Genomic DNA, 16,306 nt, shown 5'->3' with positions numbered 1-16,306 from the left:
TGAAAGGAACATCCATGAGCATGTTGGACGCTCACATTCCCCAGCTGGTTGCCTCTGAGGCGGCGTTCGGGGCCAAGGCTGCGTTGATGCGCAGCACGATTGCGCAGGCTGAGCAGGCGGCGATGTCGTCGCAGGCGTTTCACATGGGTGAGGCGTCGGCGGCGTTTCAGGCTGCTCATGCGCGGTTTGTGGAGGTGTCGGCCAAGGTCAATGCGTTGCTGGATATCGCTCAGCTGAACTTGGGTGATGCGGCCGGTACGTATGTGGCCCAGGATGCCGCCGCGGCCAGCACTTACACCGCTATCTGACCGGATCTCGAACGGATATAGGAGTTTTCATGTCTCAGATCATGTACAACTACCCGGCGATGCTGGCGCATGCTGCCGAGATGAACACCTATTCGGGTGCGTTGCATGCGGTGGGTGCCGATATCGCGGCCGAGCAGGCGGCGTTGGGCAGTGCTTGGCAGGGTGACACCGGGATGACCTATCAGGCGTGGCAGGCGCAGTGGAACCAGGCCATGGAGGAGCTGGTGCGTGCCTACCGGTCGATGGCGGCCACCCACGAGACCAACACCATCTCGATGAACGCCCGCGACCAGGCCGAAGGCGCCAAGTGGGGCTGATGCCCTGACTTCGTCCACACGCGCCCGCCCCGCCCTGGTGCAGCACTGACCAGGTAGGGCGGGCGCGCTGCGTGATGCGGTCCGAGCCGCACGACGGCGCTGGCTCACACGGTCGGGAATCCGGTCTGCCTAGCCGTGTGCCGCATAGAGTGCGTCGCAAACGTGCAGCGTGTCGCAGTACTCACGAATCGACGTGATCCTCGAGTGCTCGACGGTGAAGAAGAACGCGTACTCGTTGTCGTAGGCCCGGCCGTCGACACTCGTTCCGACGGCATTCCATTCGATCGCGACCACATCGCCGTCGGAGACGATTCGGGTCAAGTCGAGCTTGAGCGATCCGGCGCGGTACAGCCCTAGCCCTTGGCGCAGAAAGTCATTGAGTATCGCCTGCCGACCTACATAATGCCCAGCGACCGGCAGCCTGCCGTGCAGGTGCCACGTCGCATCGGGCGCGAGAATCGCCGCCAGGGTAGCGGTGTCGCCTGATTCGATCGCCGCGACGAACTGCCGAATCACGTGCTCGTTTGACGGGTTACTCACTGTGCCTCCTTGGCAATGGGGCCGGTGCCGGCAGTGCTTGACATCGATGGACGACTCACTCTAGCGTTCGTTCATGATTTCGTTCTAGTGAGCGAAATAATGGACGGAGATGCCATGAGTTCTCGCCTGGAAGTCCGCGGCGTATCCAAGCGCTACCCAGGTGTGCGTGCACTGGACGGGTTCGACTTGTCGTTAGAGCCAGGCGAAGTACGGGCGCTCCTCGGCAAGAACGGGGCAGGCAAGTCGACTCTCGTCAGAATCCTTTCGGGCGCCGAACGCCCTGACGAGAGCACGATTCATCTCGACGGTAAGCCCGCCGTCATCACTTCGCCGGGGCGTGCGCGTGAATTGGGCATCGCCACCGTGCACCAGGAACTCAGCCTCGTGCCCGAGCTCAGCGTGGCCGACAACCTCCTGCTCGGTCGTTGGCGCGTGGCAGGCGCGGTCGGTCCGCTGATATCGCCGTCGGCGATCATCGCCCAAGCCTGCGAGCACTTGGGCGCGCTGGACCTTGTAATCGACCCGCGAGCCAGGATCAAGTCGTTGAGCATTGCGGCGCAGCAGAGTGTGGAGATAGCCCGCGCCGTCTCCTTGGGTAGCCGGGTGCTGATTCTCGACGAGCCCACCAGCTCGTTGCCGGCTGCAGAAGTCGACGTGCTGATCAAACTAATTCGGCGTCTGGCGGATTCAGGTATATCGGTGATCTACGTTTCGCACCGAATGGACGAGATTCCACTTGTTGCGGATTCGGTGACGGTGGTCCGTGACGGCAGGCTCGTCGAGACGCGGCCGATCGAAGATGCGGGAACTGACGACATTGTCCGCATGATGACCGGTGGTGCAACGCATTCGCCCCGTACGGCACCCGGGAAACTGTCGGATGACGTCATCCTCGCCGTCGAAGGTTTACGCTCCGGGGATCGCGTGAATGGTGTTGACTTCGTTCTGCGCCGCGGCGAAGTACTCGGTATCGCAGGCCTATTGGGCTCAGGTCGTACCGAAATCCTGCGCTGCCTGTTCGGCCTGGACCCCATCGATGCCGGCCGGATGGTCCTCGAAGGGCGCAGTTACGCACCTAGGTCGCCAAAGGAGGCCATAAACACCGGCATCGGCTTCACACCCGAGGATCGGAAACGTGACGGTGTTGTCTTGGGCATGTCGGTCGGTGCCAACCTGGTGCTGGCGGTGCTGGATCGGCTCTCGCGCCGAGGATTGCTGTCGCGCAGAGCTGAAAAGAAACTCGCGGTATCGAGCAGCGCGCGCCTGGCGGTGAAGGCGCCCTCGTTGCGCTCTGCGGTCGGAACGCTCTCGGGCGGCAATCAGCAGAAGGTGATTCTCGGCAAGTGGCTCAACGCGGGGGTGCGGTTGTTGCTGCTCGACGAACCAACGCGGGGCATCGACATCGAAGCCAAAGAGCAGATATACCAAGTGATCCGTGAGTTGGCAGCGGATGGCGTGAGCACCATCGTCGTCTCGTCGGAGACCGAGGAACTGTTTCACGTCTGCGACCGCATCGTTGTCCTCGGCGCAGGCCGGGTCGTGGCGGAACGTGCGACCGACGCGGCCACGCCATCGGAAGTGTTGGCACTCGCAATGGAAGGCAAACAATGACAGCGGTATTCAGTGGTCCGGTTGTCCCACCGACAGGAAGCGATTCCAACTCGCCGTCTCGCAGGAAGGCGATCCTGACGACGGTGCGGCATTGCGGTGGGCAACATCTAGGCTTGCTCGGTGTTCTCAGCGTGCTGGTTGTCGTGCTGTCCGCGACGGCACCGAACTTCCTCACCTCGGCGAACCTTCTCGATGTGGCCCGCCAACTGTCATTCACCGGGATCATCGCGTTCGGCATGACATTGGTCATTGTCGCCGGTGAGATCGACATCAGCGTTGGCTCTGCAATTGCCTTCGGCTCGGCGCTTTTCGGTGTGCTCGCGGTACAGCAGGCGTTGCCGCTTTGGCTGGCCGCACCGGCAGTATGCCTCACCGGCGCAGCGATCGGCGCCGCAGCCGGTGCCACCCGGGCCTGGCTGAATGTGCCGTCATTCATCGTGACGCTGGCGTTGTTCTCGGCGCTCAGCGGCGCGGCGTTGATCTTGACCAACGCTGTCCCACTGCCGATCATCGACGAGGGCTTCGCGGAGTGGGGCAACGGTACGCTTCTCGGGATCCCGATTCCGGCGCTGGTCATGGTCCTCACCTTCGCGGTGTTCTGGTTGATCGCCAACCGAACCGCGTTCGGTCGAGCCGTTTACGCGATCGGCGGAAACCCAGAGGCTGCGCGGCTGTCGGGGATTCCGGTTGCCCGCATCCGCACCATGCTGTTCGGTCTGACCGGCGTGCTCGCCGCGATCTCGGCGGTTCTGCAAACTTCGCAGCTGGGTGCCGGTAACCCGACGATCGGCCGCGGGGTCGAGTTCGCGGTTATCACGGCGGTTATCGTCGGTGGTGCCAACCTCTACGGGGGCCGCGGGTCGATGGTCGGCACACTGATCGGTGTCGTCTTCATCGGCATCCTCAACAACGGCATGGTGCTGCTCGGAGTCAACAGCTATGCCCAGTACGTGGCCAACGGGCTGATCGTCCTCCTCGCCGTGCTAGTCAGCGGCATGCGCCCACGAGTCGGGAGATAAAGCCAGCATGCGGATATTCATCACCGGCGCAACCGGATTCATTGGTGGCACGCTTGCCGTCCGCTTGGCGTCAACACACCAAGTGCGTGGGCTCATCCGGTCCGGCGACCATGTCGAAGCGCTTGTTGCCGCCGGTATCGAGCCCGTGCTCGGCCACCTCGAAGACGCAGAGATCCTCGCAGCGGAAGCACGCGCCGCCGATGCCGTCATCAACGCCGCCGACAGCGACCACGCTGACGCCGTCGACGTTCTCCTCGATGCTCTCGGTGGCAGCGGTGGTAAACCGTTCCTGCACACCAGCGGATCGAGCATCGTCGGCGAGGCATCCGGAGGTGAGCCGCAGCAGGCTGTCTACACCGAGGCGGATGTCGTCGGCGACAGCGGTTGGGTGCCTGCCGAAGACAAGCAAGCGAGAGTCGCCATCGATCGCCGAGTGCTGGCAGCGCGGGACCGCAACATCCGTTCGGTCGTGTTATGCAACTCGATGGTCTACGGGACCGGCGAGGGTTGGCGGCGAGACAGCGTGCAGATACCTCGGCTTGTCGAGACAGCCCGGCGAAGCGGTGTGGTGCGGCACGTCGGGCGAGGTCTGAACGTGTGGTCCAACGTCTCACTCAGCGATGCGTGCGATCTGTACCTGCTGGCGCTGGACAAGGCGGCCCCCGGTTCCTTCTTTTTCGTAGAGAACGGTGAGGAGAGTTTCCGGGCCATCACGGAGGCGATCGCGGTGGCCTTGCGGTTGCCGCCGCCGAGCGCGATATCGGTAGCTGAAGCGATCGCAGAGTGGGGCTTTGAGCCCGCGGTCTACGCGTTGGGCTCCAACAGCCGGGTGCGGGGCCGAGCATCCCGTGACCAACTTGGTTGGCGACCCATACACGGCTCTGTCACCAGTTGGATACGCGAGAATGTGCGTCCCTGACCGGATGGGGCATGCTCGGCTCGTATCCTGACGGCGTGGGCATGGAGCCGGGCGCATCGCCGCGCGTGCCGGCTGTCGGCCGGGCATTTCAAGTGTTGTCGGAAATCGCTGTGCGTGGTCCGGCCACGCTGTCCGAACTATCTCGTCGGGTCATGCTCCCGAAGAGCAGCCTGCTCGGGATATGCCAGGCCCTGGTCGACCAACGGTTGCTCACGATGTCGGATGGCAACTATGGCCTCGGGCTGGCCGTCATCGAGTTGGCAGCGGCCTACGGGCGGCAGCCGGTGCGGATGACCCGTGTCGGTGTCTGTGTGCAGAACCTCGACAACCCATTCTTCGTCGCCGAGGTCGCCGCGATCAAGGCGGTCGCGTCGGCCCAGGCGATCGACGTCGAGATCCGCGATGCGGAGCAGAATCTGGGGCGTCAGGCCGAGCAGATCGACGGTCTGGTGGCCGACGGTGTACAGGCGTTGTTGCTCGACAGCGTGGACTCCGTCGGCGTCGGCGCGGCGGTTGCCCGCAGCAGGGATTCTGGGGTGCCGGTAGTCGCGCTCAACGTAGGCGCCGAGGGCGCGGACGCGACGGTGACAACCGACAACGTCGCGGCCGGCGCGATGGTCGGTCGGTATCTCGCCACATCCATCGGGGGGCGGGGCCGGATCGCGATCGTCGACGGTACGTTCGTGACGGCTACCGCCGACCGCGTCGCCGGATTCGTGTCGGCATTGCGTGACTACCCCGACATCGCGATCGTGAGTCGCCAACGCGGTGACCACTCGGAAGCCTCGGGACGTACCGTGGCCCGTCGCATTCTCGCTGAATCCGGTCCGATCGACGGCTTTTTCGGCATCAACGACCCCACTTCCCTCGGTGTGTTGAGCGCGGTCCAAGAGGCTGGACTGAGAATTCCGATCGTCAGTGTCGACGGATCACAGCGTGCCGCAGCCCTTTTAGATCGAGGTGCCGGCCTGATCGCGACCGCGGCGCAGGACCCGGCCGAGATGGCCCGCGTCGGTCTGTCGGTGGCTGCCGATGTGATCTCGGGGCTTGCCCTCACCTCTCGCCTTCGGCTGCTGGCGCCGCGGCTCATCACGCCGGATGTCGATGACTATGTCCCGTGGGACGCTATATGACGAGCCCTGGTTCACCTGCCGTCCATCGCGCCGCTCGGGTGTTGGCCGAGCTTGCGGCCAACCCGCACGGGGTTTCGGTTCCTGAGCTCGCTCGGCGGCTCGGTACTGCGAAGAGTTCTGTTTCCGATCTGGTGTCGACGTTGCTCGTGGAGGGGGCGGTGACTCGCGACGAGCAGGGGACGGTACGGCTGGGTGCGCGAATTGCCGAGATCGCCAGAGGTTTCGTCGGGGGCACCAGATTGATCGAGGAGTTCCGGCGAGCGTGCGCGCGTATCAGCGAGTTGGACGGCGCCGCGGTCGTGCTTGCGGTGCTCGTGGGTGGCGACATCGCACATGTCGCCGTGCGTGAGGGGGATAGGCCACTGCCGCTCACCCTCACGCCCGGCATGCGCCTGCCCGCGTGGTCTACGGCAACGGGAATCGCCCTGTTGACCGAGCTGCCGGACGTTGTGGTCGACCGGCTGTACCGGAACGAACCGGCCGCATCACCCAGCGGGCTGATTTTTGACGCCGACCGACTGCTGTTGGCCCGCAAAGCATGTCGTACACGCGGATGGGCTTCTAACGAAGGTGTCGAGGAGATGACGCTCGCCGGCACCGCGGCTGTGATCGTGGTTGACGGCCGTCCGCTCGCCGCAGTCGGTGTCGTCCGAGCTCAAGGAAGCGCGAGGCACGCGACCGACGCGGCCGCGATCGGCCGACTCGCGCACGAACTCGCATCCCGCGCTTAATCACCACTCGGGTGAGGGGTTGACGGTGGTCACTCCGCGCGCTTATGGTGTTCTATATCTCGTTCAATAGAACGAAGTATCGAACATCGCTGAGAGTGGAAACGCGGCGCAAGCGGTGCTCTCGCATCAGAAAGTCAGGTAAATCAATGAGATTCGCTCGGATGGCCGTTGTGGCGGCAGCGGCGGTGGTCGCCTGTGGGTGCCAAGCCGGCAGTGGAGGTGGTGCACCGGACGGCACGTACACCGTCGGCGTGACGACGTTGTTTCCCACCGGAACGTTCTCGGAGTTTGTCGACCGGCTCAACGAAATCGGCCAGGAGAACGGGATTTCGTTCGACATCGCCGATATCAACAACGACGTGATCAAGGAAAATCAGGTACTCAGCGGTTTCGCCACCAAGGGTGTGGATCTGGTCGTGACCAGTGTGGCCAGCGCGACCGGGTCGGCGGCCGCGATCCGCAGGCTCGGCAATGCCGGCGTGCCGGTGGCCTGTTACAACACGTGCCTCGCAGCACCCCTCGATGAACAACTCACCGAAGCGTTCGTCACCAACGACCAGAAGGGACTCGGCACGAGCACCGGACGCGCGGTGGCGCACTACTTGGGCGGTCGGCCGGGGCCCGCGAAGATTGCCTACCTGACCTGCGAGACGTACGACGTGTGTAAGGACCGACGCGCCGGTCTGGATGAGGCACTTGCCGCACTGGACGTGCAGACGGTCACTGCCCAGGAAGGGTACGTGGTGGACGCCGCGACGCCCGTCGCCACCGCAATGCTCGCCGCACACCCCGATATCGACGTGTTGATCGCGGAGAACGAGGACGGCATCGTGGCAGCTGCCAAAGCTGTGGAAGCGCGTGGGCTTCAAGGCAAGGTTGCGGTTTTCGGTATCGGCATCAATCCGACTGTCGCGCAGTTGTTGCTTGCCGAACCCGGCATCGTCGAACACACCACCGGCCAGGATGCCGCTGCGTGGGCCGACGAGGTGATCGCCGTTGCGACTGCAACCCGCGACGGCAAAGACACCGGTGAATATCTGCACTACACGCCATCGCCCGAATTCAACCGCCACGACGTCGACGCCGTCAGGGAGTACCTGGCCGCACGCCAGTGATCAGAAACGAGACATGCTCATGCGAAAGTTCATCAACAAGGCCAGTGACGTCGCGGCTGAGACTCTCGAAGGCTACGCGGCTGCCCACGGTGCTCGAATAGCTCGTGTTCCAGGAACTCTCGGCCTGATTCGCCGCGATCTCACCGACCGGGTCGTTGTGCTCGTCGGCGGAGGGAGCGGCCATGAACCGGTGTGGCTGGAATACGTCGGAGAGGGTCTGGCGGACGCGGTCTGCCAGGGCGACGTATTTGCCGCACCCAATCCGATGTCGATTGTCACGGTGGCCGCTGAGGCGCACCGAGGCCACGGAGTGTTGTTCATGTACGGCAATTACGCGGGGGACAGACTCAATTTCGACCTGGCTGCAGAAGAACTCGAAGCCGATGGAATCGCGACGCGTACCGTCCGGATCACTGATGACGTCGCGTCCGCGCCTTTGGAACGTCGCAATGACCGTCGCGGTATCGCCGGAGGGTATTTCGCCACTCGGATCGCTGCAGCCGCTGCCGCGCGGGGAGACGATCTCGACGCAGTCGCCTCGATCGCGCAGCGAGCCGTCGATCACACCCGCAGCATCGGAGTTGCCGGCGCCGGTGGCACGATTCCGGGCTCGAGCGAGCCGACCTTGGTCGTGGCAGCGGGCCGCCTCGAGATCGGCATGGGCATGCACGGTGAAAAAGGGGTGTGGGCAGGAGACTTCCTCGGCGCGGACGCGACAGCGGACAAGATGCTCGAGTTGCTTTTCGCCGACCGCCCGCTCGATCGCGACCACGCTGTCGCAGTGCTGGTGAATGGTCTGGGGGCCACGACTCGCGCCGAGTTGCTGATCGTGAGCCGTCGACTGCTGCACCGGCTCGCCGAAGAGTCAATCGAAATCGCCGACACCCACATCGGTGAGTACGCGACAAGCCAAGAGATGCACGGGTTTTCGATTACCCTCTTCGAGCTGGACGAGGACCTCGCGCAGCTGTATCACCGCCAGGCCCACGCGACATTCGCGGGAGTGTTGACATGAGCGCTCCAGCGATCGAGACAACCGACGTCATCGGCATGCTGACGGCGGTGTGCGAGCGGATGATCCTCAGCGAGGAACTGTTGGCACGCGCAGACCGCGAAATCGGTGATGGAGACCATGGCCAGGGTATGGCGCGCGGGTTCCGGGCGGCCCGCGACCATCTCCGGCGCTGTCCGGCGAGCGCCAGCCCGCACGAGATTCTCGTCGGCGTAGGCACAACCCTGATCGAATCCATGGGCGGGGCCTCCGGCGTCGTGTTCGGAACGCTGTTTCGCAGCGCCAGAACCTCATCCTTTGCGGGACCGTTGACGACGGCGGCTTTGGCAGACCATCTCGACGCCGCTGTCGCAGAGATTCAGCGTCGTGGCGGAGCGCAGCCGGGCGACAAAACCATGCTGGATGCCGTCATCCCGGTTGTCGAGGCATTGCGGAAGCAATCCGCGGAAACTCCAGTGGCGCAGGCGCTCAAGGAAGCCGCTCTGGCGGCGGAGGCGGGCGCGGACGCGACTCGAACCATGACAGCCAGGCATGGAAAGTCTGCGGCCCTCGGTTTGCGTTCGCTTGGCTTCCCCGACCCCGGCGCAATCTCGGTAGCGCTCATTTTTCGCGAGATGGCCGACTGGCTCGCTCGACACCACCTGCAAACCTCGACACACTGAAAGGCACAACGATGACCGCATCCCTGACTGCCGACGAACTGCGGCGACGCAACGCGGATCGCAAGATATTCCAGATCGCGCTTGTTACAAGCGATCTGGAGAGAAGCATGAAAGCCTGGGTGGAAAACTTGGGGATCGGCCCGTGGACGGTTCTCACGTTCACCGAGGACTCGGTGCGAGACCTCAAGGTGGGTGCTCAACCGGTGACCGTTCCGTTCAAGTTCCTCATAGCCATTGCCACGGTGGGGGACATCGATTTCGAACTGATCCAGCCGGTCTACGGGCCCACAATCTACGAAGAGTTTCTGCAACGTCGCGGGGAGGGCCTGCATCACATCAAGGAGAAGATCTCCGAACGTGATCTGGACGCGGTGATCGACGACTACGCCGCCAAGGGGATCGGCGTGCTGCAGACGGGCTGGTTCGACGTAGACGTGCACTACTACATGGACACCGAGCCCAAACTCGACTTCATCTTCGAGCTGGGCAACTGCCCGCGATTGAAACTGCCAGAAGGCTCGTACTCGACGTACCCGGCCGAATGAGCAACGCAGACTTGCTTCCTCGTCTGCAAAGGCTACTGGGCGAGGACGGAAAACTGCTCGATGTCGCGGTTGATCATGGTGCGGTCAACGAGCCTGCATTGCTGGGCGGGATCAGCGACATGCGGGAGGCATTGGAGACCTTGCGCGCCGCCGGCCCGGACGCGATCCAGCTGACCCCGGGGATGGCTCGCCTCCTGGCCGGGCGGCGCAGTTCAGCGGACCCGAGGCTGGTGTTGCGCACCGATGTGTCCAATGTCTATGGCGCTGCCGTGCCGCGCTCACCGTCCTGCGAGTTGCTGCCGGGGGCCGTCACGACGGCGGTACGCATCGACGCGGCGTGCGTGGTGGCGAACTTGTTGCTACTTCCGGATCAGCCCGAACTCCACAGCCAGTGCGTGCGCAATGTCGGCGCGCTGCGGCAGGAATGTGAGCGTGTCGGTATGCCACTGATGGTGGAACCGCTGGTGATGGCTCCGAATGAGACTGCAGGCGGCTATCAGGTCGATGGAGATCTCGACCGGATCACCGCTCTGGTTCGACAGGCAGCGGAACTGGGCGCTGATGTCATCAAGGCTGACCCGTGCAGCGTGCCTGCCGAGTTTCACCGGGTGATCACCGCAGCCTCTGGGGTTCCAGTACTCGTTCGCGGTGGTGGACGCGCCCAGGACACCGAGATTCTCGAGCGAACCGTAGCGATCATGCGGCAGGGCGCTATCGGAATTGTGTACGGGAGGAACATCTTTCAACATCAAAACCCCACCGCTATGGTCGCCGCCTTGATGGCCGTGGTCCACGACGATGTCGATGCACCCACGGCCGCCGAACTCCTACACCGTCACAGCGCCGCATGAGGGCTGTATGAGGATCGTTGGTGCCGTCCTGGACCATAGCCGGGCGGAGCGGCCTTACCGGGTCAGTGCGCCGCTCGCCATCACCGAACTCGATCTGTCGGAGCCGCGCGCCGGCGAGATCCGCGTCGCCATCGACGCGGCCGGCGTGTGTCACTCGGACCTTTCGGTCGTGGACGGGAACCGGGCCCGTCCCTTGCCGATGCTCTTGGGGCACGAAGGCACCGGCCTGGTCGAGGCGGTGGGGGACGGCATTGCCGATATCCATCCGGGTCAACGCGTGGTGATGACATTCCTGCCGCGGTGCGGTCAATGTGAGGGTTGCCGTAGCGGCGGCCGGATCCCGTGTGGCCGGGGGAGCGCCGCCAACGCCTCCGGAGAACTGATGAACGGAGGAACTCGCCTGGCGCGGAATGGCGGTCTGGTGCACCACCATCTCGGGGTGTCGGCCTTCGCGACCCACGCAGTGGTGGACAGGCGATCTGTCGTTCCGATCGATGCAGATATCCCGCCTTCCGTCGGGGCGCTGCTGGGTTGTGCCGTGCTCACCGGCGGCGGTGCGGTGCTCAACGACGGCAATGCGCGGGCCGGCGAGCCCATCGCTGTTGTCGGTCTCGGCGGCGTGGGAATGGCGGCCGTGATGACCGCGCTGGCCCTGGGCCACGACGTGATCGCGGTCGACAACGTCGAGACGAAGCTCGCACTGGCCCGCGACCTCGGCGCGACCGAGGTGGTCACCCCGCAGCGGGCCACGGAACGCGGTATACGAGTGCCGGCCGTGATCGAAGCCGCGGGTCACCCGCGTGCCTTCGAGACCGCCCTCGCCTTGACAGCGGCGGGCGGACGGACAATCACCGTCGGACTGCCCGCACCCTCAGCAATGGCGGCGGTGTCACCGCTGCTGATCACCGCAGAGGCGCGAACCATCGTCGGCAGCTACCTCGGCTCGGCGGTACCCGATCGCGACATCCCGGTTTTCGTCCGGCTCTGGCGGGACGGCGTTCTGCCCATCGAGCGGCTCGTCACAGCCGAAATCGAGCTCGCTCAGATCAACGCGGCCATGGATGATCTTGCTGACGGTCGGGCGATCCGCCAGATCGTTCGCATGGCTTAGCCGTCGCCGAGCGGCACCTGCCGCGTGGTAAAAGCACCCCTGTTCAGCGTGTAAACTTCAATCCGCAGCTCGCCCGAGCGGGCTGACTTCGCGTGTCTGCGCCACGGCCGCCTTACCGGGGTCGTATCCGGATGCCGGCGGTCCTGACCTGGGAGTTCCCAGGCGGGTCCGGCAACCAGTAGGCACCAGGGCCCGGCATCACCCGACGCCGGGCGACAACCGACATAAAAGGAACCATGGACTCATGGCTGTTGTAACCATGAAGCAGCTGCTCGACAGCGGCACCCACTTCGGGCACCAGACCCGTCGCTGGAACCCCAAGATGAAGCGGTTCATCTTCACCGACCGCAACGGCATCTACATCATCGACCTGCAGCAGACGCTGACCTACATCGACAAGGCGTACGAGTTCGTCAAGGAAACCGTCGCCCACGGCGGCAGCGTTCTGTTCGTCGGCACCAAGAAGCAGGCGCAGGAGTCCATCGCCGATGAGGCGACCCGCGTCGGCATGCCCTACGTGAACCAGCGCTGGCTGGGCGGCATGCTCACCAACTTCTCCACCGTGCACAAGCGTCTGCAGCGCCTCAAGGAGCTCGAGGCGATGGAGCAGACCGGTGGCTTCGAGGGCCGCACCAAGAAGGAAATCCTCATGCTCACGCGTGAGAAGAACAAGCTTGAGCGCAGCCTCGGCGGTATTCGCGACATGCAAAAGGTGCCTTCGGCCATCTGGGTCGTCGACACCAACAAGGAGCACATCGCCGTCGGCGAGGCCCGCAAGCTGGGTATCCCGGTCATCGCGATCCTGGACACCAACTGCGATCCCGACGTCGTCGACTACCCGATCCCGGGCAATGACGACGCCATCCGTTCCGCGGCCCTGCTCACCAAGGTGATCGCCTCCGCGGTGGCCGAGGGTCTGCAGGCCCGGGCCGGCCAGGGCAGCGGCGAGAAGCCCGAGGAGGGCGCCGAGCCGCTCGCCGAGTGGGAGCAGGAGCTGCTGGCCGGTGCGACCGCCGGTGCTACCGACAGCCCGGCCGGTGGTGCGACCTCCACCGAATCATCCACTGACGCTTCGTAATTTTCAGGGGAAGGCTTACATGGCTAACTACACCGCTGCCGACGTCAAGCGACTTCGGGAGCTGACCGGCGCCGGCATGCTCGACTCGAAGAACGCGCTGGTCGAGGCTGACGGCGACTTCGACAAGGCTGTCGAGCTGCTGCGCATCAAGGGCGCCAAGGACGTCGGCAAGCGCGCTGAGCGCGCGACCGCCGAGGGTCTGGTCGCGGCCAAGGACGGCGCGCTGATCGAGCTCAACTCCGAGACCGACTTCGTCGCCAAGAACGCCGAGTTCCAGGCACTGGCCGACCAGGTCGTGGCCGCCGCGGCAGCCTCGAAGGCCGCCGATGTGGACGCGCTGAAGGCTGCCAAGGCCGGTGACACCACCGTCGAGCAGGCCATCGCGGACCTGTCGGCCAAGATCGGCGAGAAGCTCGAGCTGCGGCGCGTTGCCTACTTCGACGGTCAGGTCGAGACCTACCTGCACAAGCGGGCCGCTGACCTGCCGCCTGCCGTCGGCGTGCTCGTCGAGTACACCGGTGATTCGCAGGAGGCCGCGCACGCGGTCGCGCTGCAGATCGCCGCGCTGAAGGCCAAGTACCTCACCCGTGAGGACGTGCCGGAGGACATCGTCGCCAACGAGCGTCGCATCGCCGAGGAGACCGCGAAGGAAGAGGGCAAGCCCGAGCAGGCGCTGCCCAAGATCGTCGAGGGTCGCGTGACCGGCTTCTACAAGGACGTCGTGCTGCTCGATCAGCCGTCGGTGTCCGACAGCAAGAAGACCGTCAAGGCACTGCTCGATGAGGCAGGCGTGACCGTGACCCGGTTCGTCCGGTTCGAGGTCGGCCAGGCCTAGCGAGAAGACCTGAGCGGCGCACCAACCGCTCAACGTAAAACCCCGCGTCAGATCCGGCGATCCCGGAGACGCGGGGTTTTGCCTTTGGATGGGATCGCCGGGAACGGTTGTTGGAGATGCCATGCGCATAGGAGTCGTCTTTCCCCAGACCGAACTCGGCGGAGACCCGGGTGCCGTACGGGCCTACGGACAGCGGGTCGAAGAGCTGGGATACGCCCACATCCTGGCCTACGACCACGTCGTCGGGGCCGACCCGGCGGTGCACCAGGGCTGGGCCGGGCCCTACGACATCCGCACGACGTTCCACGAGCCGTTCGTGATGTTCGGCTATCTCGCCGCGGTGACCACACTGGAACTGGTGACCGGGGTGATCATCCTGCCCCAGCGGCAGACCGTGCTGGTGGCCAAGCAGGCCGCCGAGGTCGATCTGCTCACCGGTGGACGACTGCGCCTCGGTGTCGGGTTGGGTTGGAACGCTGTCGAATACGAGGCGCTCGGCGAAGAGTTCGGTAACCGCGGCAAGCGTTCGGAGGAGCAGGTCGAGCTCATGCGGCGGCTGTGGACCGAGCCGACAGTGACGTTCGACGGCCGATACCACCGGGTCACCGGGGCCGGGTTGGCGCCGTTGCCGGTCCAGCGACCGATCCCGGTGTGGTTCGGTGCCGCCACCGAGCGTGCGCTTGAGCGCGCGGGCCGGCTGAGCGATGGCTGGTTCCCGATGGTGGCGCCGGGCACCGAGCTCGACGAAGCCCGGGCACATGTCGAGCGGGCGGCCCTGGCTGCCGGCCGCGACCCGGCATCCATCGGAATGGAGGGCCGGGTGACCTGGAGCGGTGATGCCGAGCGGGCCGCACGCGAGTTGTCGGCCTGGGCAGCGGCGGGAGCATCGCACGTCTCGGTCAACACCATGGGCGCGGGCCTGGACACCGTCGACGCTCATCTCGCCGCGTTGGAGAGGGTGGCGGCAGCGGTACCACTTGGTACCGTCGGCGCATGAGTGTAATCAGCGCCTTCGGCGACGATGCTCTGGGCGATCATGACGCGGTCGGCCTGGTCGAGGAACTGCGCGCCGGCCGGGTATCGGCCGCCGACCTCATCGAAGCGGCCGTGACGCGGGTCGAGGCCGTCAACCCCACCCTGAACGGGCTGGCGTTCGAAGCCTTCGACCGGGCCCATGCGCGGGGCGCGGCGCCCAGCCCGTACGGCGGCTTTTTCGACGGCGTACCGACGTTCGTCAAAGACAATGTCGCGGTCGAGGGCATGCCGACCATGTCGGGTACCGATGCCTGGGAGCCGCGGCCCGAACCCGCCCACGGCGATTTCGCCCGGGCCTATCTCGCCACCGGCCTGGTGCCGCTCGGCAAGACCCGGCTGTCGGAATTCGGCTTCAGCGCCTCGTGTGAGCATCCCCGGCTGGGGCCCGTGCGCAATCCGTGGAACCCCGACTACACCGCGGGCGCATCGTCGTCGGGTTCTGGCGCGTTCGTCGCCGCCGGCGCGGTGCCGATCGCGCATGCGAACGATGGCGGTGGGTCAATTCGGATCCCGGCGGCATGCAACGGTCTCGTGGGGCTCAAACCGTCGCGTGGCCGGCTCCCGCAGGACGCGAATCTCCGACGGATGCCGCTGCGCATCGTGTCCGACGGAGTGGTGACCCGCTCCGTCCGCGACACCGCCGCGCTCTACCGCGAGATGGAGCGGGTGTACCGCAATCCCAAGCTGCCACCGATCGGAGATGTCAGCCGGCCCGGCAAGCAGCGGCTGCGTATCGCGGTGTGCACACAGTCGATCGCCCGGGAGGCCAGCCCGGAGATGCGTGAGCTCACCCTCAAGACCGCGGCGCTGCTCGAAGAGCTCGGCCATCGGATCACGCCGATCGGCAACCCGGTCCCCGCCAGTTTCAAAGACGACTTCCTGCTCTACTGGGCGTTTCTCGCATATGCCTTGGTGCGCGGCGGGACTCGCACATTCGGTCCGAGCTTCGACCGCGGCCGCCTCGACAACCTGACCCTCGGGCTCGAGCGTTTCGCCGGCCGCAATCTCTACCGCCTGCCGGTGGCGATCACCAGGCTGGCCCGGACCCGGCGCATCACCGAGCGGCTGTCGAACAGTTATGACGCGGTTCTCATGCCGACGCTCGCCGAACCGACGTTGCCGATCGGCCGGCTCGATCCGACCGCGGACTACGAACAGATCATCGAGCGGCTCATCGACTGGGTGGCGTTCACGCCGCTGCAGAACGCCACCGGTGACCCCGCCATCTCGCTGCCGTTGGCGCAGACGGCAACTGGGCTCCCGGTCGGAATGATGTTGTCGACGACGGTGGGCCGCGAGGCGCGGCTGCTGGAGCTCGCCTACGAACTGGAGGAAGCGCAGCCGTGGCGTCGGATCCAGGATTCGGTGGTGGCGCCCCGACGTAAACGGGCCCGAAAAGCGGTCAAGTAAGCGGTTATTGCGCGTCTCTGAAGAGGATGGCGACGGATTTCGTCGTCGCGGCGACATGACGTCGTAACGCCGGC

The 16,306-nt window shown here is 65.1% G+C and carries 18 protein-coding genes; 17 read left to right on the top strand and 1 reads right to left on the bottom strand.

Annotated elements, in window-relative coordinates; all coding sequences use genetic code 11:
• The first annotated feature begins 14 nt into the window (after positions 1-14).
• Positions 15-308 carry a type VII secretion system protein EsxG gene (gene esxG / locus ACOI2T_RS22760; protein WP_085147856.1) on the top strand — a complete coding sequence of 98 codons (294 nt, stop codon included), beginning with the start codon at positions 15-17 and terminating at the stop codon, positions 306-308.
• A 29-nt stretch (positions 309-337) separates the two neighbouring features.
• Positions 338-625: a WXG100 family type VII secretion target gene (locus ACOI2T_RS22755; RefSeq protein ID WP_067852580.1), complete on the top strand. Its 288-nt coding sequence runs from the start codon at positions 338-340 to the stop codon at positions 623-625.
• Between the two features lie 129 nt (positions 626-754).
• Here the strand turns inward: ACOI2T_RS22755 and ACOI2T_RS22750 are convergent, their stop codons facing one another.
• Positions 755-1,165 (bottom strand): nuclear transport factor 2 family protein, encoded by a 411-nt coding sequence (locus ACOI2T_RS22750; protein ID WP_409503653.1) that lies wholly within the window; start codon positions 1,163-1,165, stop codon positions 755-757.
• A gap of 114 nt (positions 1,166-1,279) precedes the next feature.
• On the opposite strand from ACOI2T_RS22750, the gene ACOI2T_RS22745 reads away from it, so the two are divergent.
• From ACOI2T_RS22745 to ACOI2T_RS22675, 15 genes are all read left to right on the top strand, one after another.
• Entirely contained in the window at positions 1,280-2,776 is a 1,497-nt protein-coding gene (locus tag ACOI2T_RS22745) for a sugar ABC transporter ATP-binding protein (RefSeq protein WP_409503652.1), read from the top strand.
• 113 nt (positions 2,777-2,889) lie between these two features.
• The gene (locus tag ACOI2T_RS22740) at positions 2,890-3,795 is read left to right on the top strand and encodes an ABC transporter permease (protein ID WP_409503651.1); all 906 of its coding nucleotides are present in this window, start codon (positions 2,890-2,892) and stop codon (positions 3,793-3,795) included.
• Between the two features lie 7 nt (positions 3,796-3,802).
• Positions 3,803-4,714 (top strand): NAD-dependent epimerase/dehydratase family protein, encoded by a 912-nt coding sequence (locus ACOI2T_RS22735; protein ID WP_409503650.1) that lies wholly within the window; start codon positions 3,803-3,805, stop codon positions 4,712-4,714.
• A gap of 41 nt (positions 4,715-4,755) precedes the next feature.
• Entirely contained in the window at positions 4,756-5,847 is a 1,092-nt protein-coding gene (locus ACOI2T_RS22730) for a substrate-binding domain-containing protein (protein WP_409503699.1), read from the top strand.
• Positions 5,844-6,578, top strand: a complete 735-nt coding sequence (locus ACOI2T_RS22725) for an IclR family transcriptional regulator (protein WP_409503649.1) — start codon at positions 5,844-5,846, stop codon at positions 6,576-6,578. Before ACOI2T_RS22730 ends, ACOI2T_RS22725 begins: the two co-directional genes overlap by 4 nt.
• Before the next feature lie 146 nt (positions 6,579-6,724).
• On the top strand, positions 6,725-7,693 hold the full coding sequence (locus ACOI2T_RS22720) for a substrate-binding domain-containing protein (RefSeq protein WP_409503648.1): 969 nt from the start codon (positions 6,725-6,727) through the stop codon (positions 7,691-7,693).
• Between the two features lie 13 nt (positions 7,694-7,706).
• Positions 7,707-8,708, top strand: coding sequence for a dihydroxyacetone kinase subunit DhaK (locus ACOI2T_RS22715; RefSeq protein ID WP_421874378.1), 1,002 nt, complete (start codon positions 7,707-7,709; stop codon positions 8,706-8,708).
• Positions 8,705-9,367, top strand: coding sequence for a dihydroxyacetone kinase subunit DhaL (gene dhaL, locus ACOI2T_RS22710; protein WP_409503646.1), 663 nt, complete (start codon positions 8,705-8,707; stop codon positions 9,365-9,367). The genes ACOI2T_RS22715 and dhaL overlap by 4 nt, the downstream gene beginning before the upstream one ends.
• A gap of 11 nt (positions 9,368-9,378) precedes the next feature.
• Positions 9,379-9,912 carry a VOC family protein gene (locus tag ACOI2T_RS22705; RefSeq protein ID WP_409503645.1) on the top strand — a complete coding sequence of 178 codons (534 nt, stop codon included), beginning with the start codon at positions 9,379-9,381 and terminating at the stop codon, positions 9,910-9,912.
• A complete protein-coding gene (locus ACOI2T_RS22700; protein ID WP_409503644.1) occupies positions 9,909-10,763 on the top strand; it encodes a class I fructose-bisphosphate aldolase in 855 nt (284 codons plus the stop codon). The genes ACOI2T_RS22705 and ACOI2T_RS22700 overlap by 4 nt, the downstream gene beginning before the upstream one ends.
• Before the next feature lie 7 nt (positions 10,764-10,770).
• Positions 10,771-11,874 (top strand): alcohol dehydrogenase catalytic domain-containing protein, encoded by a 1,104-nt coding sequence (locus tag ACOI2T_RS22695; protein ID WP_409503643.1) that lies wholly within the window; start codon positions 10,771-10,773, stop codon positions 11,872-11,874.
• Positions 11,875-12,118: 244 nt separating this feature from the next.
• Complete coding sequence (rpsB, locus tag ACOI2T_RS22690; protein ID WP_409503642.1) at positions 12,119-12,952, top strand: 30S ribosomal protein S2; 834 nt, start codon at positions 12,119-12,121, stop codon at positions 12,950-12,952.
• 19 nt (positions 12,953-12,971) lie between these two features.
• Entirely contained in the window at positions 12,972-13,787 is an 816-nt protein-coding gene (gene tsf, locus ACOI2T_RS22685; protein WP_067852284.1) for a translation elongation factor Ts, read from the top strand.
• Between the two features lie 121 nt (positions 13,788-13,908).
• Positions 13,909-14,784 (top strand): LLM class F420-dependent oxidoreductase, encoded by an 876-nt coding sequence (locus ACOI2T_RS22680; RefSeq protein ID WP_409503641.1) that lies wholly within the window; start codon positions 13,909-13,911, stop codon positions 14,782-14,784.
• The gene (locus ACOI2T_RS22675; RefSeq protein ID WP_409503640.1) at positions 14,781-16,232 is read left to right on the top strand and encodes an amidase; all 1,452 of its coding nucleotides are present in this window, start codon (positions 14,781-14,783) and stop codon (positions 16,230-16,232) included. The genes ACOI2T_RS22680 and ACOI2T_RS22675 overlap by 4 nt, the downstream gene beginning before the upstream one ends.
• The last annotated feature ends 74 nt before the right edge of the window (positions 16,233-16,306 follow it).

Origin of the sequence: Mycolicibacterium wolinskyi str. Jessa 2025, from assembly GCF_049241375.1 — a bacterium.
GTDB classification, from domain to species: Bacteria; Actinomycetota; Actinomycetes; order Mycobacteriales; family Mycobacteriaceae; genus Mycobacterium; species Mycobacterium wolinskyi.
This window is presented reverse-complemented; position numbering and strand designations above follow the sequence as displayed.